Source organism: Agilicoccus flavus, assembly GCF_014857905.1.
Lineage (GTDB): Bacteria > Actinomycetota > Actinomycetes > Actinomycetales > Dermatophilaceae > Agilicoccus > Agilicoccus flavus.
This window is the reverse complement of record NZ_JACYXE010000004.1, coordinates 1-18,904: the sequence shown is the minus strand read 5'-3', so window position 1 is coordinate 18,904 and position 18,904 is coordinate 1. Positions and strand designations below refer to the sequence as shown.

At 73.3% G+C, this 18,904-nt stretch carries 17 protein-coding genes; 4 read left to right on the top strand and 13 right to left on the bottom strand.

The window, feature by feature from the left end; translation table 11 throughout:
• Positions 1-28: 28 nt before the first annotated feature.
• The 3 genes from ahpF to dapE all read right to left on the bottom strand — a co-directional run bounded on the left by ahpF (position 29) and on the right by dapE (position 3,676).
• Positions 29-1,591 carry an alkyl hydroperoxide reductase subunit F gene (gene ahpF / locus ICW24_RS07520; protein WP_226345106.1) on the bottom strand — a complete coding sequence of 521 codons (1,563 nt, stop codon included), beginning with the start codon at positions 1,589-1,591 and terminating at the stop codon, positions 29-31.
• Positions 1,592-1,784: 193 nt separating this feature from the next.
• Positions 1,785-2,348 carry an alkyl hydroperoxide reductase subunit C gene (ahpC, locus tag ICW24_RS07515; RefSeq protein WP_226345105.1) on the bottom strand — a complete coding sequence of 188 codons (564 nt, stop codon included), beginning with the start codon at positions 2,346-2,348 and terminating at the stop codon, positions 1,785-1,787.
• Between the two features lie 245 nt (positions 2,349-2,593).
• A complete protein-coding gene (dapE, locus tag ICW24_RS07510; protein WP_226345104.1) occupies positions 2,594-3,676 on the bottom strand; it encodes a succinyl-diaminopimelate desuccinylase in 1,083 nt (360 codons plus the stop codon).
• 107 nt (positions 3,677-3,783) lie between these two features.
• On the opposite strand from dapE, the gene dapD reads away from it, so the two are divergent.
• Together dapD and ICW24_RS07500 are read left to right on the top strand one after the other, a co-directional pair.
• A complete protein-coding gene (gene dapD, locus ICW24_RS07505; RefSeq protein ID WP_226345103.1) occupies positions 3,784-4,728 on the top strand; it encodes a 2,3,4,5-tetrahydropyridine-2,6-dicarboxylate N-succinyltransferase in 945 nt (314 codons plus the stop codon).
• Positions 4,715-5,581, top strand: a complete 867-nt coding sequence (locus ICW24_RS07500; protein ID WP_226345102.1) for a hypothetical protein — start codon at positions 4,715-4,717, stop codon at positions 5,579-5,581. Before dapD ends, ICW24_RS07500 begins: the two co-directional genes overlap by 14 nt.
• Positions 5,582-5,704: 123 nt before the next feature.
• On the opposite strand, the gene ICW24_RS07495 is transcribed toward ICW24_RS07500, so the two are convergent.
• The 6 genes from ICW24_RS07495 to ICW24_RS07470 all read right to left on the bottom strand — a co-directional run bounded on the left by ICW24_RS07495 (position 5,705) and on the right by ICW24_RS07470 (position 12,092).
• Positions 5,705-6,991, bottom strand: a complete 1,287-nt coding sequence (locus ICW24_RS07495; protein ID WP_226345101.1) for a citrate synthase — start codon at positions 6,989-6,991, stop codon at positions 5,705-5,707.
• A gap of 124 nt (positions 6,992-7,115) precedes the next feature.
• The gene (gene dapC, locus ICW24_RS07490) at positions 7,116-8,270 is read right to left on the bottom strand and encodes a succinyldiaminopimelate transaminase (RefSeq protein WP_307781312.1); all 1,155 of its coding nucleotides are present in this window, start codon (positions 8,268-8,270) and stop codon (positions 7,116-7,118) included.
• A complete protein-coding gene (gene fdxA, locus ICW24_RS07485; protein WP_226345100.1) occupies positions 8,267-8,593 on the bottom strand; it encodes a ferredoxin in 327 nt (108 codons plus the stop codon). The genes dapC and fdxA overlap by 4 nt, the downstream gene beginning before the upstream one ends.
• A gap of 28 nt (positions 8,594-8,621) precedes the next feature.
• Positions 8,622-10,358, bottom strand: coding sequence for a VanW family protein (locus ICW24_RS07480; RefSeq protein ID WP_226345099.1), 1,737 nt, complete (start codon positions 10,356-10,358; stop codon positions 8,622-8,624).
• A 238-nt stretch (positions 10,359-10,596) separates the two neighbouring features.
• Positions 10,597-11,130: a flavin reductase family protein gene (locus ICW24_RS07475; RefSeq protein WP_226345098.1), complete on the bottom strand. Its 534-nt coding sequence runs from the start codon at positions 11,128-11,130 to the stop codon at positions 10,597-10,599.
• On the bottom strand, positions 11,127-12,092 hold the full coding sequence (locus ICW24_RS07470; protein WP_226345097.1) for a PIG-L family deacetylase: 966 nt from the start codon (positions 12,090-12,092) through the stop codon (positions 11,127-11,129). The genes ICW24_RS07475 and ICW24_RS07470 overlap by 4 nt, the downstream gene beginning before the upstream one ends.
• A gap of 244 nt (positions 12,093-12,336) precedes the next feature.
• Between ICW24_RS07470 and ppk2 the strand changes: the two genes are divergently transcribed.
• Positions 12,337-13,218 (top strand): polyphosphate kinase 2, encoded by an 882-nt coding sequence (ppk2, locus tag ICW24_RS07465; RefSeq protein WP_226345333.1) that lies wholly within the window; start codon positions 12,337-12,339, stop codon positions 13,216-13,218.
• Positions 13,219-13,361: 143 nt separating this feature from the next.
• Here ppk2 and ICW24_RS07460 read toward each other — a convergent pair whose 3' ends face one another.
• The 4 genes from ICW24_RS07460 to ICW24_RS07445 form a co-directional block, all read right to left on the bottom strand.
• Positions 13,362-14,630: an aspartate aminotransferase type Ic gene (locus ICW24_RS07460; RefSeq protein ID WP_226345096.1), complete on the bottom strand. Its 1,269-nt coding sequence runs from the start codon at positions 14,628-14,630 to the stop codon at positions 13,362-13,364.
• 159 nt (positions 14,631-14,789) lie between these two features.
• Positions 14,790-15,410 carry a pentapeptide repeat-containing protein gene (locus ICW24_RS07455; protein WP_226345095.1) on the bottom strand — a complete coding sequence of 207 codons (621 nt, stop codon included), beginning with the start codon at positions 15,408-15,410 and terminating at the stop codon, positions 14,790-14,792.
• Positions 15,411-15,453: 43 nt separating this feature from the next.
• Positions 15,454-17,364 (bottom strand): translational GTPase TypA, encoded by a 1,911-nt coding sequence (gene typA / locus ICW24_RS07450; protein ID WP_226345332.1) that lies wholly within the window; start codon positions 17,362-17,364, stop codon positions 15,454-15,456.
• Between the two features lie 62 nt (positions 17,365-17,426).
• On the bottom strand, positions 17,427-17,849 hold the full coding sequence (locus tag ICW24_RS07445) for an NUDIX domain-containing protein (RefSeq protein WP_226345094.1): 423 nt from the start codon (positions 17,847-17,849) through the stop codon (positions 17,427-17,429).
• A 183-nt stretch (positions 17,850-18,032) separates the two neighbouring features.
• Here ICW24_RS07445 and ICW24_RS07440 point away from each other — a divergent pair, with 183 nt between their 5' ends.
• Entirely contained in the window at positions 18,033-18,785 is a 753-nt protein-coding gene (locus ICW24_RS07440) for an ABC transporter substrate-binding protein (protein ID WP_226345093.1), read from the top strand.
• The last annotated feature ends 119 nt before the right edge of the window (positions 18,786-18,904 follow it).

The window sequence follows — 18,904 nt, the reverse complement described above, 5'->3', positions numbered from 1 at the left end:
CCGGGGCCGGGCCGGGGCTCGTCGGGCATCAGGCGGGCGCCGTGGCGCGCACGAGGTGGTCGAACGCCGACAGCGACGCCGTGGAGCCGGCCCCGAGCGCGACGACGATCTGCTTGAAGGGGACGGTCGTGCAGTCCCCCGCCGCGACGACGCCGGGCGCCGACGTGTGGCCCTTCTCGTCCACGACGACCTCGCCGCGGTCGGTGAGCTCCACGCTGCCGTCGAGCCACCCCGTGTTGGGCAGCAGGCCGATCTGCACGAAGACCCCGTTCACGGCCAACGACCGGGTCTGCCCCGTGGCGCGGTCCTCGTACGTAAGGCCGGTGACGGAGGTCCCGTCGCCGGTGACCTCGGTGGTGCGCGCCCCGAGCACGACGTCGACGTTGGGCAGGCTGCGCAGCTTGCGCTGGAGGACGTCGTCGGCCTTGAGCTCGGTGAGGAACTCGACGACGGTGACGTGCCGGACGACCCCCGCGAGGTCGATGGCGGCCTCGACGCCGGAGTTGCCGCCGCCGACGACGGCGACCGGCTTGTCCCGGAACAGCGGTCCGTCGCAGTGGGGGCAGAACGTCACGCCCTTGTTGCGGTACTCGTCCTCGCCGGGGACGCCCATCGTGCGCCACCGCGCTCCGGTCGCGAGCACCACGGAGCGGGCCGACAGGGAGCCGCCGCCCTCGAACTCGACCGTGGCGAGCCCCTGCTCCCCCGCCGGCGCCAGCCCGGCCGCCCGGTATCCGGTGAGGACGTCGACGTCGTACGCGTCGACGTGCTCGCGCAGCGACGCGGCGAGCTTCGGACCCTCCGTGTACGGCACGGAGACGAGGTTCTCGATGGCCATGGTGTCGAGCACCTGCCCGCCGAACCGCTCGGCGACGAGGCCGGTGCGGATCCCCTTGCGGGCGGCGTAGATCGCGGCCGAGGCACCGGCCGGGCCCCCGCCGACGACGAGGACGTCGTAGGGGTCGCGGGCCTCGAGCTTCTCGGCGGCGCGCGCGTCGGCCCCGGTGTCGAGCTTGGCGACGATCTCGGCGGCGTCCATGCGCCCCTGACCGAACACCTCGCCGTCGAGGTACACCGTGGGCACGGCGAGCACGTTGCGGCCGTTCACCTCGTCCTGGAAGAGAGAGCCCTCGACGGCCGTGTGCCGGATGCGGGGGTTGAGCGCCGCCATCGTGTTGAGCGCCTGCACGACGGTGGGGCAGTTCTGGCAGGACAGCGACATGTACGTGACGAACTCGTACTCCCCGGTCAGGCCCTGGATCGCGGCGACGACGTCGTCCTCCTCCTTGACCGTGTGGCCGCCGACGTGCAGGAGCGCGAGGACGAGGGAGCTGAACTCGTGCCCCAGCGGGAGGCCGGCGAAGCGGACGTCGATGCCGGTCCCGGGCGAGGTGACCGCGAAGGACGGGGCGCGTTCGTCGTCCCCGTCGAACGAGGCGGTGATGAGGTCGGACTGCTCGGCGATCTCGGTGAGCAGCTCCCGCATCTGGGCCGACGCGGGCCGGTCGTCGAGCGTGGCGACGAGCTCGACGGGTCGCCGGAGGTTGGTCATGAGGGTGTTGACCTGGGTGATGAGCGCGGAATCGAGCATGAAGTGTCGCGATCCTTGTCTGTGGACGGGGCGTCCGTCGGGTCGGCGGGAAGGTGGGGCCGACGCCGGCGGGCGGGGGTTCGAGGCGGTGGGCCGGGCGATGAGCGAGCGGGCGCGAGCGGGCGCGAGCGTGGCGGGCGACCGGTGGGTCGCCCGCCACGTCGCGGGTGCGGCCCGGGGCCGGCCGGCGGACTCAGATCTTGCCGACGAGGTCCAGGCCCGGGGTCAGCGTCGACTCGCCCTCTTCCCACTTGGCGGGGCAGACCTCGCCCGGGTGGGCCGCGACGTACTGCGCGGCCTTGACCTTGCGCAGGAGCTCCTCGGCGGAGCGGCCGACGCCCTCGGCCGTCACCTCGATGTACTGGATGACGCCCTGCGGGTCGATCAGGAAGGTCGCCCGGTCGGCGAGGCCGGCGCCCTCGCGCATGTTCTGGAAGTTGTTCGTGATGGCGCCGCTGGGGTCGCCGAGCATGTAGTAGCCGATCTTGCCGATCGTCTCGGAGCTGTCGTGCCACGCCTTGTGGACGAAGTGCGTGTCGGTCGAGACCGAGTACACCTCGACGCCGAGCCGGCGCAGTTCCTCGTAGTGGTCCGCGAGGTCGCCGAGCTCGGTCGGGCAGACGAACGTGAAGTCGGCGGGGTAGAAGAAGAAGATCCCCCACGAGCCCTTGACGCTCTCGTCGGTGACCTCGACGAAGTCGCCGTTCTTGTAGGCGGTGGTCGAGAAGGGGAGGATCTCCGTGTTCATCAGGGACATGGGTGGTCGCCTTTCCGCAGTGACGTTCGAGGGATCGCCGGCCGCGAGGGGCCGGCGGGACCGGGACGGCGGGTCGCGACGTCGATTCCCGCGGGCGGTCGGCCGGGCCGTTCGGGCCCGCCACCGCGCATCCGGTGCGATATAGACGCTATATCAACGGCGCGCCGTTCCCAAGCCGGCGCCGATCGTTTGTGTCGATCCCGGGCATAGTCCGCGGCTATGGCACCCCCGCACCCCGTCGGGCGTCATCCCAGCCAGCGGGTCAGCGCGGCCTCGGCCTCGACGAGCTGGTCCACGGGGCACCGCTCGTCGTCCTGGTGGGCGAGCAGGGGGTCGCCGGGACCGAAGTTCACGGCGGGCACGCCGAGGGCGGAGAACCGGGCGACGTCGGTCCACCCCTCCTTCGCGGTCACGGGCCGGCCGAGGTCGGCGACGAAGTCCCGGGCGGCGGGCAGGTGCAGGCCGGGGCGGGCCCCGGGCGCGGCGTCGGCGAGCGTGACCTCGAACCCCTCGAAGAGCGACGCGGCGTGGGCGTACGCCTCCTGCACCGTCAGGTCGGGCGCGAACCGGTAGTTGACGAGCACGACGCACTCGTCGGGGATGACGTTGCCGGCGATGCCGCCGCGGATGCCGACGGCCGACATCCCCTCGTGGTAGACGAGGCCGTCGACGTCGACCTCCCGGGCCTCGTACTCCGCGAGCCGTGCGAGCACCGGCGCCGCCTTGTGGATCGCGTTGTCGCCGATCCACGGCCGGCCGGAGTGCGCCGCCTTTCCGGTCACCCGCACCTCGACGCGCAGCGTGCCCTTGCACCCGCCCTCGACCGCGGCGTTCGTCGGCTCGAGCAGCACGGCGAAGTCGGCGGCGAGGAGGTCGGGACGCTCGCCCGCGAGGCGGTTGAGGCCGTTGCGGTCGGCGTCGACCTCCTCGCAGTCGTAGAACAGGTACGTGACGTCCCGCGTCGGGGCCGCGAGCTCGTGCGCGAGGCGGAGCTGGACCGCGACCCCGCCCTTCATGTCGACCGTGCCGCGGCCCCACAGGACGTCGCTGTCCGGCCCCGTCTCGATCCGGGTCGGCAGGTTCGGCGGGTCGGTGAGCGGCACCGTGTCGAGGTGGCCGGCGAGGACGACCCGTTCGGGCCGCCCGAGGTCGGTGCGCGCGACGACGACGTGACCGAACCGGCTCACCTCCAGGTGTGCACAGCGCCTCAGCGCGCGCTCCACGGCGTCCGCCAGCCGCGCCTCGTCCCCGCTCACCGACTCGACGTCGCAGATCGCCGCCGTCAGCGCGACGACGTCCTGACCCAGGTCCAGCTCCGGTGTCTCCATGGCCCGACCCTAGGAGACGGCCGGCCGATCCCGTCGGTCCGCCCGCCGGTCGCCGCCACGACGCGGGGTCGGCGAAGGGGCGTCGGCGCCCCATTAGGCTGGCCGACATGAGTCGATCTGCGTGGGGCTGGGGCCTGGTGACGTTCACGGACGAGAATCGCGTGCTGGACGCCTGGTACCCGTCGCCGGCGCTCGGCAGCGCGCCGGACGACGGCCCGTACGGGGTGCCGGTCGAGCTCGCGACCCTCGAGAAGGAGGATCCCCGCCGCCGCGTGAAGACGCGGGTCGAGCTCGTCGCCATCGACCTCGACGCCGCACCGGCCTCGACGCAGGACGCCTACCTGCGCCTGCACCTGCTCAGCCACCGCCTCGTCGAGCCGAACTCGATCACCCTCGACGGCATCTTCGGCGTCCTCCCGAACGTCGTGTGGACCGACCGCGGCCCGTGCGCGGTCGAGGACTTCGAGACGACCCGCGCCCGCCTGCGCGAGGAGGGCCCGGTCCAGGTCTTCGGCGTCGACAAGTTCCCGCGCATGACCGACTACGTCGTGCCCGGCGGCGTCCGCATCGGCGACGCCGACCGCGTCCGCCTCGGCGCGCACCTCGCCGACGGCACGACCGTCATGCACGAGGGCTTCGTCAACTTCAACGCGGGCACGCTGGGGCACTCGATGGTCGAGGGACGGATCAGCCAGGGCGTCGTCGTCGACGACGGCTCCGACATCGGCGGCGGCGCGTCGACCATGGGCACCCTCTCCGGCGGCGGCACGCAGCGCGTGCGCGTCGGCAAGCGGTGCCTCGTGGGCGCCGAGGCCGGGGTCGGGATCGCGCTGGGCGACGACTGCGTGGTCGAGGCCGGCCTGTACCTCACGGCCGGCACCAAGGTGACCGTCGTCGACGACGACGGTCAGGAGCGCGTCGTCAAGGCGCGCGAGCTCTCGGGGCGCGACGGACTGCTCTACCTGCGCGACTCGGTCAGCGGGCGCGTCCGCGCGATCGCCCGGGACGGCCACGGTGTCGCCCTCAACGCGGAACTGCATGCCAACGACTGATCGACGTCGCCGCCGGCGGGGCCGGCGCCCCGGCTGGGTCACGGCCCTCGTGGCCGTCGTCGTCCTCGCGCTCGTGGTCGTCGTCGGGCGAGCGGTGCTCGAACGGGGGCGGTCCCTCCTGCCGCCGTCGTGCGTCGTCGCCTCCGGCGGGGTCGAGGTCGACCTCGACCCCGAGCAGGCCAGGCACGCCGCGCTCGTGGGCGCGGTCGCGGTGCGCCGCAAGCTGCCCGTGCGCGCCGCGACGATCGCGATGGCCACGGCGATGCAGGAGTCGAAGCTGCGCAACCTCGACCACGGCGACCGGGACTCCCTCGGCCTCTTCCAGCAGCGGCCGTCGCAGGGATGGGGCACCGCGGCGCAGGTCTCCGACCCCCGCTACGCCACGGAGACGTTCTACAGCCACCTCGTCAAGGTCCGCGACTACCGGAACCGGCCCCTCACCGAGGTCGCGCAGGCCGTGCAGCGCAGCGGCTTCCCCGACGCCTACGCCAAGCACGAGCGGGAGGCGGCCGTCCTCGCCGGCGCGTTCATGGGCCGGGTCCCGCGCGCCGTCACGTGCACGTCCGGCGACGACGCCCCGGGGGCCGTCCCCGGGACGGCCGGGGAGCTGGCCCGCGAGGTCGACGACGTCTTCGGGGTCCGCGCCACCGTGAGCAGCGGCGGTTTCACCGTCGGCACCGACTCGACCGAGGGCGCGGCCGCGATCGCCGCCTGGGCGGTGGCCCACGCGCCGGACCGCCGCATCGCCGGCGTCACGTCGCAGGGATGGACGTGGACGGCGGGATCACGCGCCGCCTGGGCCCGGGGCGGCGACGCCGACGCCCGGACCACCGCCGTGGCCCTGCGGCGCTGAGCCCGGCCCCACACCCGGGGCCCCCCACACCACCACGCCCGTGCACCGGACACGCGAAACGGCGGGCACCCCGCGTGAGGGTGTCCGCCGTTCGCGGCTCCGGTGCGTGGCTCCGGAGAGGGGTCAGCGCTTGTCGGCGGGGACGTACTCCCGCTCGGTGGCACCGGTGTAGATCTGGCGCGGGCGGCCGATCTTCGTGCTGGGGTCGGCGTTCATCTCGCGCCAGTGCGCGATCCACCCGGGCATGCGCCCGAGGGCGAACAGGACCGTGAACATCTCCGTGGGGAAGCCCAGTGCCTCGTAGATGAGGCCGGTGTAGAAGTCGACGTTCGGGTAGAGCTTGCGCTCCTTGAAGTAGTCGTCGTTGAGCGCGATCTCCTCGAGGCGCATGGCGATGTCGAGGAGCTCGTTGCTGCCCGCGACGCCGCCGAGGATTTCGTCGGCGTGCTTCTTGACGATGGCCGCGCGGGGGTCGTAGTTCTTGTAGACGCGGTGCCCGAAGCCCATGAGCTTCGCGCCCTTCTCCTTGTCCTTGACCCGCTGGACGAAGTGGTCGACGTCTCCGCCGTCGGCCTTGATGCGGCCGAGCATCTCGACGACCTGCTGGTTGGCCCCGCCATGCAGCGGGCCCGAGAGGGCGTTGACGCCGCCCGCGACCGACGCGAAGAGGTCGGCCTTGGCGGAGCCGATGAGGCGCACCGTGGACGTCGAGCAGTTCTGCTCGTGGTCGGCGTGGAGGATGAGGAGCGTGTCGAGCGCCCGCACGACCTTCCGGTCGACTTCGTAGGGCTCGGTCGGGAAGCCGAAGGACAGGCGCAGGAAGTTCTCGACGTAGCCCAGGCTCGTGTCGGGGTACAGGAACGGCTGCCCCATCGAGTTCTTGTACCCGTAGGCGGCGAGGGTCGGCACCTTGGCGAGCAGGCGGATCGTCGCCGTCTCGATGGCGTCCTCGTCCTCGGTCGACACCGCGTCGGTGTGGAACGTCGACAGCGCCATGATCCCGGCCGACAGCACCGGCATGGGGTGGCTGCGGCGCGGGAAGCAGCGGAACAGGTCGCGCATCCGCTCGTCGAGCAGCGACGTGTTCGTGATCTTGTGCTGGAAGGCCTCGAGCTGAGCCGGGGTCGGCAGCTCCCCGTAGAGCACGAGGTAGGAGGTCTCGAGGAACGTCGACTTCTCGGCGAGCTGGTCGATCGGGTATCCGCGGTAGCGCAGGATCCCGGCGTCGCCGTCGATGTAGGTGATCGCCGACTTGCAGACGGCGGTGTTGGCGAAGCCGATGTCGAAGGTGGTGTCGCCCGTCTCCTTGAGCAGCGACGAGATGTCGTAGCCGTTGTTGCCCTCGGTGGCCTCGACCAGCGGGAGGGAGACGGTGTGCTCGCCGGATCGCAGCTCTGCGTCATTCGCCATGGAGGTGCCGGTCCTTTCGTGGGTGGGGGCAGGGGCTTCCCCCCGACGGTATCTCAGGTGCGGAGGGGTCACGGTCCCAGGTCGGTTCGGACGGGGACGGCCCCGCCGAGGTGTGTGGCGCGGGTCACGCCGGGGCGGCCCCTGCGAGTCGCCGGGCCGCGGCCCGGACGTCCTCGTCGGAGGCGGTGAGCGCGAGCCGGACGTGACGTGACCCGGCCGGGCCGTAGAACGTGCCGGGCGCGGCGAGGATGCCGAGCCGCGCCAGCGCGTCGATGGTCTGCGCGGCCGGTTCGTCCCGGGTGGCCCAGAGGTACAGGCCGGCCTCGGAATGGTCGATCCGCAGGCCGAACGCCTCGACGGCCGCGCGGAGTTCGTCGCGACGGGCGCGGTAGGTCTCCTTCTGCGCCGCGACGCGGTGGCTGTCGGCCAGGGCCGCGATCGTGGCGACCTGGATCGGGGCCGGCACGATCATTCCCGCGTGCTTGCGCGCCTCGAGCAGCTCGGCGACGAGCGCGGTGTCGCCGGCGACGAACGCCGACCGGTACCCGGCGAGGTTGCTCTGCTTCGACAGCGAGTAGACGGCGAGCAGACCGGTGTGATCGGAGTCGCACACGCGTGGGTCGAGGATGCTGGGGACGCCGCCCGGCTCGTCGCGCCAGTCGAGCTCGGCGTAGCACTCGTCGGAGGCCACGATCACGTCGTGCTCGCGGGCCCAGGCCACCACCTTGCGCAGGTGGCCCACGCCGAGGACGCGACCGTGCGGGTTGCCGGGGCTGTTGATCCACAGCAGGCGGGGGGCGGAGGCGGCCGACACGGGCCCGAGGGCGGCGAGGCCCTCGACGACCCGGGGCGTGGCCCCCGCCAGGCGGGCGCCCACGTCGTACGTCGGGTAGGCGATCTCGGGGTGACCGACGACGTCGCCGGGGCCGAGCCCGAGCAGGGTCGGCAGCCAGGCGACGAGCTCCTTGCTGCCGATCGTCGGCAGCACACCGTCGGGGTCGACGTCGGGGACGCCGCGCCGGCGCGCGAACCAGTCGGCCACCGCCTCGCGCAGCGCGGGCGTCCCGTGCGTCTGGGGGTAGCCGGGCGCGTCGGCCGCGTCGGCGAGCGCCCGCCGCACGACCTCGGGGGTCGGGTCGACGGGCGTGCCGACGGACAGGTCGACGAGCCCGTCGGGGTGGGCCGCCGCGACGGCCTTGGCCGGCGCGAGCGTGTCCCACGGGAAGTCGGGCAGCCGGCCCGCCACGGGACGGCGCACCCCGACGCGCTCGATGCTCACTCGTCGTGGCTCTGCGGGGGCAGCGCGGCGACGAGGGGGTGGTCGGCGTCGATCATGCCCATCTTCGCGGCGCCGCCCGGGCTGCCGAGGTCGTCGAAGAACTCGACGTTCGCCTTGTAGTAGTCGGCCCACTCCTCGGGGACGTCGTCCTCGTAGTAGATGGCCTCGACCGGGCACACCGGCTCGCAGGCACCACAGTCGACGCACTCGTCGGGGTGGATGTACAGCGAGCGCTTGCCCTCGTAGATGCAGTCGACCGGACACTCCTCGATGCACGCCTTGTCCTTGAGGTCGACGCACGGTTGGGCGATGACGTAGGTCATGGGGGCGGTCCTCCTGGACGGGACGAGGTCAGTACCCGGTGGACGGGTCTGGGGGCGCAAGCGCCGGATCGGGATCGGTCGGGCTGACGGGTGGGCCGGGACACACGACCCGCCCGCGCCCCTCGTAGGTGACGCCGACGGTGTCCGTCCGGGACGGCCGACCGGCAGCAGCACCGATGATACGCCGAACCGAGACCGTGAAACCGGGGCGGGTGCGCTCGACCGGGACGCACCCCTGCGCCGGTCCGATGAGGTCGCCCGGGGTCTGCTCGCCCTCTCGCGGCGAGACGGTGAGGCGCACGGGCGGGCCGGGCCGGCCCCAGACCTGCACCTGGACCGCACCGCCCGCGACGGTCGCCTCGATGAGCAGCCCGGAGTCGGCGGGCGCCCGGAGGCCGAGGTCGACGTCGGGGGCGCGCAGATCGGCGTCGAGCCCCTCGGGGCGGGTCGGGTCCCACGTCCGGTGCGGGGCGCGCGGGGCGACGTCGAGCCCGGCCGCCAGGGCGGCGGCGGACAGGGCCGTGGCGGTCTGGGAGGCGCCCGCCCCGACGACCGCGGTGCCGGGGTCGTCGGCGCTGCGCGCGGGACGCCAGCCGGAGTCGGCGGCCGGCGCCCCGGCGAGACCGAGCACGCCGAGCAGGCTGAGGGTGCGGCCGGGGGCGACGAGCGTCCCGTCGAGTCGGCGGGCGGCGAGGGCGGCGTTCGCGACGGCGTCGGCGTCGCCGCCGGAGTCGGCCAGGGAGACGGTGGCCCGGCCCAGGATCCCCGTGACGGCCCAGCCTCCGACCTCGGCCGTCGTCCGGTGCGGCACCCGCGCGGTCGTGTGCAGGGCCGCGGTGCGGGCCGGGTCGAGCAGCGCCGCGCGCACGGCGGGCGCGGTACGGGCGGCATCGGGGGCGTACCCGTCGCGGCCGGGCACGACGACCGGCCGCCCGCCCTCGATCCGGAGCCCGGCGTCGGTGGGTTCGGCCTTCGCCCCGGGCAGGGCCGCGAGCACGGGCCCCAGGGCGCCGGGGTCGACGACGAGGTCGAGGCCGCCCCCGGCGGGGCGCATCGCCAGGGCCGGGGCGAAGGTGGCGGGCGCGAGCGGGACCTGGGCTCGTCCGACGACGATCGTCAGCGGGCCCGAGACCGCCCGGTCGGCCACCTGCTCGACGATCCGGTCGACCTCGGCGGCCGCGACGGGCGGCTGCGTCACGGCGACCGGGCCGGTGACGTCCGACGACGCGGGCCACGCGCGTTCGAGGGCGGCCAGGGTGCCGTCGACGTCGACCCGTCGGCCGGATTCGGGGCGGACGACGTCCACGCGCCCGCCGGGGAACGTGACCGCGCCGGCCACGAGCGGGCGGTCCACCGCACGCGCCGCCTCCGCGACCGCGGCGTAGGCGACGCCCGCGTCGAGCCGGGTCACCGGGGTGAGGGGCCCGCCACCGTTCAGCCGACGCCACACCTCCGTGGGTGCCGCGGAGAAGCCGGACGCGCGGGCGAGGGTCGCGTCGAGGTCGATCCGCAGGCCGAGGTCCTCGGCGGGCCGCGTGACCGCGTGCGTGTCGAGCTCGAGCCGCACGGGTTGCCGGGCGCGCTCCGCGGCGACGGGCGCGAGCCGGTCCCGCGCCTCGTCGGCGGTGAGACCGCCGACGGCGACGCCGAGGACGCTGGCCCGGCTGGGGAGCCGGCTCCCCACGACCCAGGCCACTCCCGCGTAGATGACGGCGAGGAGGGCGAGGGGCGCGAGCAGCCCGATCAGCGTCCCGGTCCGACGCATCCCCTCACCTCCCCTCTCGTCCCCGACCGGCGCGAGCCGCCCGCAGGACGTCGACGCGGATCCGGCGAAGCTCCCCACCGACCGCTCCCCCTGCGCGTCAGGCTAGCCCGCAGGCGGGAGGGAACCGCGGCGATCCGCGCCGATCGACGACGGGTCTCGACGGGGGTGGGCGCGTCGACGGCGCGGGGCGCCGCGCCCGGGTCCGCGCGGAGGAGTAGTCCGAGCTCCGACGCGGCGCTCAGGAGATGCGGTGATACTCGCCGCGCCAGTAGACGAGGGCGTCGGCGTCGGCGGGGTCCAGGTCGACGGAGAGCACGTCGGCCACGAGGATGTCGTGGTCGCCGGACCGGTGGACGTCCCGGGTGCGGCATTCGAGCGTGGCGATGGCGCCGTCGAGCAGCGCGACCCCGGTGGCGGGCCCGCGGCGATGCGGCACGCGGTCGAGCTGACCGTGCAGGGGCCGCCCGCGCGTGGCGAGCCACGCGGCCGTGGGCCGCGCCCCGCCCGGCAGCACGTTGAGACCCCACACCCCGGCCTCGATCACCGCGTCGTGGAACCGGGCCTCGAGCTCGACGCAGGCGAGCACGAGGAGCGGCTCGAGCGAGACCGAGGTGACCGAGTTCGCGGTCATCGCGTGGTCGTGGCCGTCGGCGACCGTCGTGAGGACGGTGACGCCGGTCGCGAACCGGCCCATGGCCTGCCGGAATCGGGCCCGGTCGGCGTCGCTCCCGGCCCCCGCGGGGTCGGGGAGGTGGGGCGTCGTCGAGGTCATGTCCGGTCCTCCCGCGGGTCGGTCCCGATTTCGCCCGGCAGGTCGGGCACCAGGCCCGGCCTCCCGCCGCCGTTCCGCGGCCCCGGGAGGGGCTCCCCCGTCTCCGGGTCGAGGCGGGCGTACCCCTCTCGGGTGGGGGTGGGGGCGGCGACGTCGTTGGACAGCGCGTGGTACCCGCCCTCGAACAGCGTGACCTGGGTGCGATGGGCGCGCAGCGCCGCGTCGCGGCGGGCCAGCGCCTCGGGCGTGCCCACGACCTCGTGGGTGACGACCCCGGCGTCGACCACGGAGGGCGGGTAGGGGTCGTCCGGTCCGGGGACGCTCAGGCGCAGGGCGGGGTCGACGAGTCCGGGCAACCGGGCCCGGTCGGCCGCGGCGGCGTCGGCGGGGACGTAGGCCGCGAACAACGCCGGCCGGGCCTGCGCCGGCATGGTTGCGAGCGCGCGGCAGGTCATCGCGTGGACCCGCACGTGGTCGGGGTGGCCGTAGCCGCCGGCGGAGTCGTACGTCACGACGACGTCGGCGCCCACGTCCTGCACGACGGCGCGGACCAGGTCTGCGAGCGCGTCGAGGTCGGCGCCGACGAGGGCGCGGGGGTGACCCGCCGAGGGGGTGCCGACCATGCCCGAGTCGCGGAACGGCCCCGGGCCCGTCCCCGCCTGCAGCGGCGCGTCCTCGCCGAGAAGACGCCCGGCGGCGCCGAGCGCGTCGAGGGCGGCGACCAGTTCGCCACGCCGGTACGCGGCGAGGTCGACCCCGCGCTCCGGCCCGATCTGCTCGGCGGGGTCGAGACGCCGCAGGTCGTCGGGGATGACCTCGCCCTCGTCGCCGAGGTTCGCGGTGAGCACGTGGACCTCGTGCCCGGCGGCGGCGTACGTGGCGATCGCCACCCCCGTGGCCAGGGTCTCGTCGTCCGGATGGGCGTGCACGAACAGCAGCCGCGCCCGGCGCTCGTCCGCCATGTGGCTCCACCTCTCCTCGACCGGCCGCCAATCTACCCGGCGCCGTCCGCCGGGCCGCCTCGACCGGCCCCCTGGTCGTTCACCGCCCTGTAGCCTCCACGTCATCAGGCCCGAGCACGATGCGTGGGTCCCACCGCGCACCGTTCCGATCTTCCGTGTCGGACGCCGTGCCGGGCCGCCCCACCCCGGCCGGTCCCGCCCCTCGCGGGCGCCCGAGCAGAACGGAGCCGACGTGCCCGACCAGATGAGGCAGTACATCGACAAGCTGCGCACCGAGGGGTTCACGGTGCGCAGCGACGAGCACGGGTCCGACCCCGACCTCATCGACCCGGGCGGGTCCGCGGTCGACACGTGGCGCGAGGACTTCCCCTACGACGAGCGCATGACGCGCGAGCAGTACGAGGTCGAGAAATATCTGCTCCAGGTGGAGCTGCTGAAGTTCCAGTACTGGACGCAGGACACGGGCCTCAAGCACGTCGTCGTCTTCGAGGGCCGCGACGCGGCCGGCAAGGGCGGCACGATCAAGCGGTTCACGGAGCACCTCAACCCCCGCGCCGCCCGCGTCGTGGCCCTGACCAAGCCGACGGAGACCGAGCTCGGCCAGTGGTACTTCCAGCGGTACATCCAGCAGCTCCCGACGAGCGGCGAGATCGTCCTGTTCGACCGGTCCTGGTACAACCGCGCGGGTGTCGAGCGCGTCATGGGCTTCTGCACCGAAGAGGAGTACCGCCGGTTCCTCACCCAGTGCCCCCTCATCGAGGAGGCCCTCATCGACGCCGGCCTGTCCCTCACGAAGCTCTGGTTCTCCGTCACCCCGAGTGAACAGCGGACCCGCTTCGCCATCCGGCAGATCGACCCCGTGCGCCAGTGGAAGCTGTCGCCGATGGACATCGAGTCCCTCGACCGGTGGGAGCGGTACACCGAGGCCAAGGAGGAGATGTTCCGGGCCACGGACACCGACATCGCCCCCTGGACGACGATCAGGAGCAACGACAAGAAGCGCGCCCGCATCAACGCGATGCGCTTCTTCCTGAACAAGTTCGACTACGAGGGCAAGGACACCTCGGTCGTCTTCGCGCCGGACCCGAAGATCGTCCAGAGGGCCCGCGACACGGTCGGCGACTGAGGCGAAGACCGACCCTGCTTCCTCCGGAGCCCCGCCGAGCGAGCCGACCACATGGGTAGGGTCGGCGACTGAGGCGAGTCCCCGGACGCGAACGGCGCCCGTCCCCCCGCGTGGGGGGCGGGTGCCGTTGCGATCGGGTGCCCTCAGAGGAGCTTCTCGGCGGCGGCGATGACGACGCAGGTCGTCAGCACGTCGAGGGCGCGGGCGAGCTCGTCGGTCGTCGGGAACGACGGCGCGATGCGGATGTTCGTGTCGTCGGGGTCGACGCCGCCGGGGTAGGTGGCGCCGGCGGGGGTGAGGGCGACGCCGACGTCCTTCGCGAGCTCGACGACGCGGCTCGCGGTGCCGGGGACGACGTCGAGGCTGACGAAGTACCCGCCGTTGGGGTCGTTCCAGCGCGCGACGCCGAGCGCGCCGAGGTCCTGCGCGAGGGCCTTGCCGACGGCCTCGAACTTCGGCGCGAGGATCTCGCGGTGCCGGTCCATGTGGTCCCGGACGGCGTCGGTGTCGCCGAAGAAGCGGACGTGCCGCTCCTGGTTCACCTTGTCGGGGCCGATGGAGCGCTTGCCGTCGTGGGCGAGGAACCACGCGACGTTGGCGGGCGAGCCGCCGAAGAAGGAGACCCCGGCCCCGGCGAAGGTGACCTTCGACGTGGACCCGAAGACGAACGCGCGGTCGGGGTTCCCGGCCTCCGCGCAGGCGGCGAGGATCGGGGTGAGCTCGTCGGGCGTGGCGGACAGGTGGTGCATCGCGTAGGCGTTGTCCCAGTACACACGGAAGTCGGGGGCGGCCGCGGGCATGGCCGCGAGGCGGCGGACGACCTCGTCGGAGTAGGTGATGCCCGTGGGGTTGGCGTACTTCGGCACGCACCAGATGCCCTTGATCGAGGTGTCGGACGCGACGAGCCGCTCGACCTCGTCCATGTCGGGGCCCTCGTCGGTCATGCCGACGGTCGTCAGCGACACCCCCAGGTCGTCGCAGACCGAGAAGTGGCGGTCGTAGCCGGGCACGGGCGCGAGGAACGTGACGTCCTGCCCCATCCACCGCGTCTCCCCGCCGGGGGGCGCGTGGAAGAACGACGTCGCGACGCAGAAGTGCATGAGCGCCAGCGAGGCGTTGTCGCGGGCCACGAGCTGGTCGGCCGGCACGTCGAGCAGCGGGGCGAACATCTCGCGCAGGGCGGCGAGCCCCTTCGGGGCGCCGCCGTAGTTGCGCAGGTCGCCGGCGTCGTCGGCGCGGGCCTGCCCGGCGCCGACCGCGGTGAGGAGACCGTCCGAGAGGTCGAGCTGCGCCGCGCACGGCTTGCCGCGGGTGATGTCGAGCTTCATCCCGGCCTTCTCGAACTCGGCGTAGCGCGCCCGGGCGGGCTCGAGCGCGGCGGCGAGCGCCTGCTGGTCGACGGTGTGCGTCATCGGATGTCCTCGCGGGGTGGGGGGTTCGATCGGGGGCCCGCGCCGGGGCCCTGCCCCGAGCCTAGTGGGCGCCGCCGCACCCCGATGCGGCGCTCGCCGGACCCTCGACGCGTCGGTCCGCCGGTCGTGGCGGGCCCCCCGAACGCCGCCCGGCGGGGGTCAGCCCACCCGGATCCCCAGCGGCGCGAGGAGGCCCGCCGCCGCGGCCGGGTCGACGCGCAGGCCGAGCACGCGGTTGTCGCGCACGTCGAGGGCGAGCCCGACGGTGCCGGGCATCGACGCGTCCCGCAGGTCGCAGCCGCGGAACGTCGTCCGGGACAGGTCGCAGTCCGCGAACGTCGCCCGGCGCAGGTCGGAGTCGGCGACGTCGCACTCGAGGACCGAGCACGCGGTGAAGCTCCAGCCGGACAGGTCGCGACCGGCCAGGCCGCACAGCTCGAGCCGGCAGCGCTCGTAGCTGCACGGCTCGACGACGACGCTGTCCGCGAGCTGCCCGAACGAGACGCCCACGAGCCGGCAGCCGACGAAGGCGCAGCCCAGCAGGGCCGAGTCCGGCCACACCGGGGCGACGAGGCTGCAGTCGGTGAAGGTGCACCCGCGGAAGACGACGCGCCGCAGCGTCGCGGAGTCGAGGACGACGCCCGTGAAGGCGCAGTCCTCGAACTCGACGTCCCGCAGGGGGTCGACGAACCGCGTGGCCGGCCCGAAGTCCCGCCCCACCACGTGGTCGCCGGCCGCGACGGGTGCTGCCGACCCCAGGGGTTCCGGGGGCTCGGTCATGGCGAGTCTCCCCTCGGCGCCGTGTCGCGGTCCGCCGGCCCGGTCAGCGCCGGGCGTCGCTGCGGGCGCGGGCCGCGGTACGGGCGCGGACGCTCGCGTCGAGGTCGACCTTGCGGATGCGCACCGCCTCGGGCGTCACCTCGACGCACTCGTCCTCGCGGCAGAACTCGAGGCTCTGCTCGAGGGAGAGCTGCCGCGGCGGGATGACCTTCTCGAAGTTGTCCGCGGAGGAGGCGCGCACGTTCGTGAGCTTCTTCTCCTTGGTGATGTTGACGTCCATGTCGTCGGCGCGGGAGTTCTCGCCGACGATCATGCCCTCGTAGACCTCGGTGGCCGGCTCGACGAACAGCGTGCCGCGCTCCTGCAGGTTGACCATCGCGTACGCGGTGACGGGGCCGGTCCGGTCGGCGACGAGCGAGCCGTTGATGCGCGTCGTGATGGGGCCGAACCACGGCTCGTACCCGTCGAACACGTGGTGGGCGATGCCCGAGCCCCGCGTCTCCGTGAGGAACTCGGTCCGGAACCCGATGAGCCCGCGGGAGGGCACGACGAACTCCATGCGGACCCAGCCGGTACCGTGGTTGGTCATCTGCTCCATGCGCCCGCGGCGGGCGGCGAGGAGCTGGGTGATGGCGCCGAGGTACTCCTCGGGCGTGTCGATGGTGAGGCGTTCGATGGGCTCGTGGACCTTCCCGTCGACCTCGCGCGTGACGACCTGGGGCTTGCCGATCGTCAGCTCGTAGCCCTCGCGGCGCATCTGCTCCACGAGGATCGCGAGCGCGAGCTCGCCGCGGCCCTGGACCTCCCACGCGTCGGGGCGCTCGGTGGGCAGCACCCGCAGCGAGACGTTGCCGATGAGTTCGCGGTCGAGGCGCTCCTTGACGAGGCGGGCCGTCACCTTGGCCCCGCGCACCTTCCCGGCCATCGGGGAGGTGTTCGTGCCGATCGTCATGGCGATCGCGGGCTCGTCGACCGTGATGAGCGGCAGGGGGCGCGGGTCCTCCGCGTCGGCGATCGTCTCGCCGATCATGATCTCGGGGATGCCGGCGATGGCGATGATGTCGCCGGGGCCGGCGCTCTGCCCCGGCTCCATCGGGCGGCGCTCGAGCCCCGAGGTCATGAGCAGCTCGGTGATCTTCACCTTCTGCACGTTCCCGTCGGTGCGGCACCACGAGACCTGCTGGCCCTTGGCGATGGTGCCGTTGTGCACGCGCAGCAGCCCGAGGCGGCCGAGGAAGTTCGAGGAGTCGAGGTTGGTCACCTGCGCCTGCAGGGGGGCCTCGTCGTCGTACGTCGGAGCGGGGATCGTCTCCATGATCGTCTTGAAGAGCGGCTCGAGGTCGGGGCTGTCGGGCAGCCCGCCGTCCTCCGGCGCCTCCGTGGAGGCGAGGCCCGCCTTGGCGGACGCGTAGACCACGGGGAACTCGAGCTGGTCCTCGTGCCCCGCGGCGTCCTCGAGGAGGTCCATGAACAGCTCGTACACCTCGTCGACGACCTCGGCGATGCGGCTGTCGGGGCGGTCGACCTTGTTGATGCACAGGACGACCGGCATCTTCGCGGTGAGGGCCTTGCGGAGCACGAACCGGGTCTGCGGCAGCGGGCCCTCGGACGCGTCGACGAGGAGGACGACGCCGTCGACCATGCTCAGGCCGCGCTCGACCTCGCCGCCGAAGTCGGCGTGGCCGGGGGTGTCGATGATGTTGATGGTCACCGACTCGTGACCGTTCGCCTTGGCCGAGGGGCCGTTGTACGTGATCGCCGTGTTCTTGGCGAGGATGGTGATGCCCTTCTCGCGCTCGAGGTCCCCCGAGTCCATCGCGCGCTCCTGGACGTGGTCGTGCTCCCCGAACGCGCCCCCCTGCCAGAGCATCTTGTCGACAAGAGTGGTCTTGCCGTGGTCGACGTGGGCAACGATGGCGACATTGCGGATGTCGCCGCGGATCTGCGTGGGCATGTTCTCCATGTTCGCATCCCCGCCCGCGGGCGCCGACCACGCGTGCGGCGGCGGGCCGGCGCTCAGGGCAGTCGGGTGACCGCGGTGCGCACGACGGGCAGGTCCCCGGGCAGCCACGCCACCCGGTCCCACTCCGCCGGCGCGAGCCAGAGCAGTTCGTCGTGCTCGGCCAACGGCCTCGGTGTCCCCGCGTCGACGCGCGCGAACCACACCGCCATGACGTACCGGGGCGAGAGGGGCCACAGGCCGTCGGGGCCCGGGCCGGGCAGGGGGTCCAGGAGGCCCGCCGCGATGCCGAGCTCCTCGTCGAGCTCGCGCCGCAGCGCCGCCTCCGGTGTCTCCCCCGTCTCCACCTTGCCGCCCGGCAGCTCCCACCCACCCGCCAGCTCGGGGGGAGCGGCCCGCCGCGCGGCGAGGAACCGGCGGGGGGCGAGGGCGTCGTCGAGGAGGACGGCACCGACGACCAGTTCGGGCGCATCGGACATGCCCCGAGGGTAGGGCGCGAGCCCACACCGCCGGGTGACGGGTTCGTCTCGATCCGGGCGGCACGGGCGAAAGTGCCGTGGCGGCCGCGGCCGCGGTGATAACTTCACGGCACCCCGGAGGTCCCCGGGGCGGGACGAGCGACAGCGATCTGCCGCCCTCCCCTGCCGAACGAAAGGCACGACATGACCGTCACGCGTACGGTGGCCACGCTCGCCACGGCGTCCCTCGTCGCCCTCTCGCTCGCCTCCTGCGCGGAGAGCCAGCGAGAGTCCTCCGGTTCCGGCGCGTCCGGGGGTGGCGGGGGGACCTTCACCTTCGGCGCGGCCGGCGCACCCAAGGTGTTCGACCCCTTCTACGCGACCGACGGCGAGACCTTCCGCGTCAGCCGCCAGATGTTCGAGGGCCTCGTGTCCTTCAAGCCCGGTTCGGCCGACGTCGCCCCCGGCCTCGCGACGGAGTGGAAGCCGTCCGCCGACGGCCTCACCTGGACCTTCACCCTCCGGGAGGGCGTGAAGTTCCACGACGGCACCGCCTTCGACGCCGAGGCCGTCTGCAAGAACTTCACCCGCATGTACAGCCAGACGGGCGCCGGCGCCACGGCCGCGGTGTCCCAGTACTGGACGGACAACTTCGGCGGGTTCGCCGACAAGAAGGCCCCGTCGCTGTTCAAGAGCTGCACCGCCAAGGACGCCAAGACCGTCGACGTCGCCATCTCGCGCGTCACGTCGAAGTTCCCGGCCATCCTCGGCCTCCCGTCGTTCTCGATGCAGAGCCCGACCGCGATGGACAAGTACAAGGCGAACGACGTCAAGACCCAGGGCGAGGGCTTCGTCTTCTCCGACTACGCGAACAAGTACCCCACCGGCACCGGTGCGTTCGCCTTCGAGTCCTACGACCAGGCCAACAAGACCGTCACGCTCAAGCGGAACGATTGAGGCTTATTCAAGATGCGGTTGCGTAATTGTATAACGCGATGGTTGCGGTAATTGCGTTGGCGAATGTGGCGTAGGGTCGGCGGTAGTCGGTGTGCACGGCGTTCCAGTTCTTGAAGTGG

Coding starts and splice junctions, on each gene's coding strand:
- ahpF (WP_226345106.1), bottom strand. CDS start 1,591: ATGCTCGATTCCGCGCTCATCACCCAGGTCAACACCCTCATGACCAAC.
- ahpC (WP_226345105.1), bottom strand. CDS start 2,348: ATGTCCCTGATGAACACGGAGATCCTCCCCTTCTCGACCACCGCCTAC.
- dapE (WP_226345104.1), bottom strand. CDS start 3,676: ATGGAGACACCGGAGCTGGACCTGGGTCAGGACGTCGTCGCGCTGACG.
- dapD (WP_226345103.1), top strand. CDS start 3,784: ATGAGTCGATCTGCGTGGGGCTGGGGCCTGGTGACGTTCACGGACGAG.
- ICW24_RS07500 (WP_226345102.1), top strand. CDS start 4,715: ATGCCAACGACTGATCGACGTCGCCGCCGGCGGGGCCGGCGCCCCGGC.
- ICW24_RS07495 (WP_226345101.1), bottom strand. CDS start 6,991: ATGGCGAATGACGCAGAGCTGCGATCCGGCGAGCACACCGTCTCCCTC.
- fdxA (WP_226345100.1), bottom strand. CDS start 8,593: ATGACCTACGTCATCGCCCAACCGTGCGTCGACCTCAAGGACAAGGCG.
- ICW24_RS07480 (WP_226345099.1), bottom strand. CDS start 10,358: ATGCGTCGGACCGGGACGCTGATCGGGCTGCTCGCGCCCCTCGCCCTC.
- ICW24_RS07475 (WP_226345098.1), bottom strand. CDS start 11,130: ATGACCTCGACGACGCCCCACCTCCCCGACCCCGCGGGGGCCGGGAGC.
- ICW24_RS07470 (WP_226345097.1), bottom strand. CDS start 12,092: ATGGCGGACGAGCGCCGGGCGCGGCTGCTGTTCGTGCACGCCCATCCG.
- ppk2 (WP_226345333.1), top strand. CDS start 12,337: ATGAGGCAGTACATCGACAAGCTGCGCACCGAGGGGTTCACGGTGCGC.
- ICW24_RS07460 (WP_226345096.1), bottom strand. CDS start 14,630: ATGACGCACACCGTCGACCAGCAGGCGCTCGCCGCCGCGCTCGAGCCC.
- ICW24_RS07455 (WP_226345095.1), bottom strand. CDS start 15,410: ATGACCGAGCCCCCGGAACCCCTGGGGTCGGCAGCACCCGTCGCGGCC.
- typA (WP_226345332.1), bottom strand. CDS start 17,364: ATGCCCACGCAGATCCGCGGCGACATCCGCAATGTCGCCATCGTTGCC.
- ICW24_RS07445 (WP_226345094.1), bottom strand. CDS start 17,849: ATGTCCGATGCGCCCGAACTGGTCGTCGGTGCCGTCCTCCTCGACGAC.
- ICW24_RS07440 (WP_226345093.1), top strand. CDS start 18,033: ATGACCGTCACGCGTACGGTGGCCACGCTCGCCACGGCGTCCCTCGTC.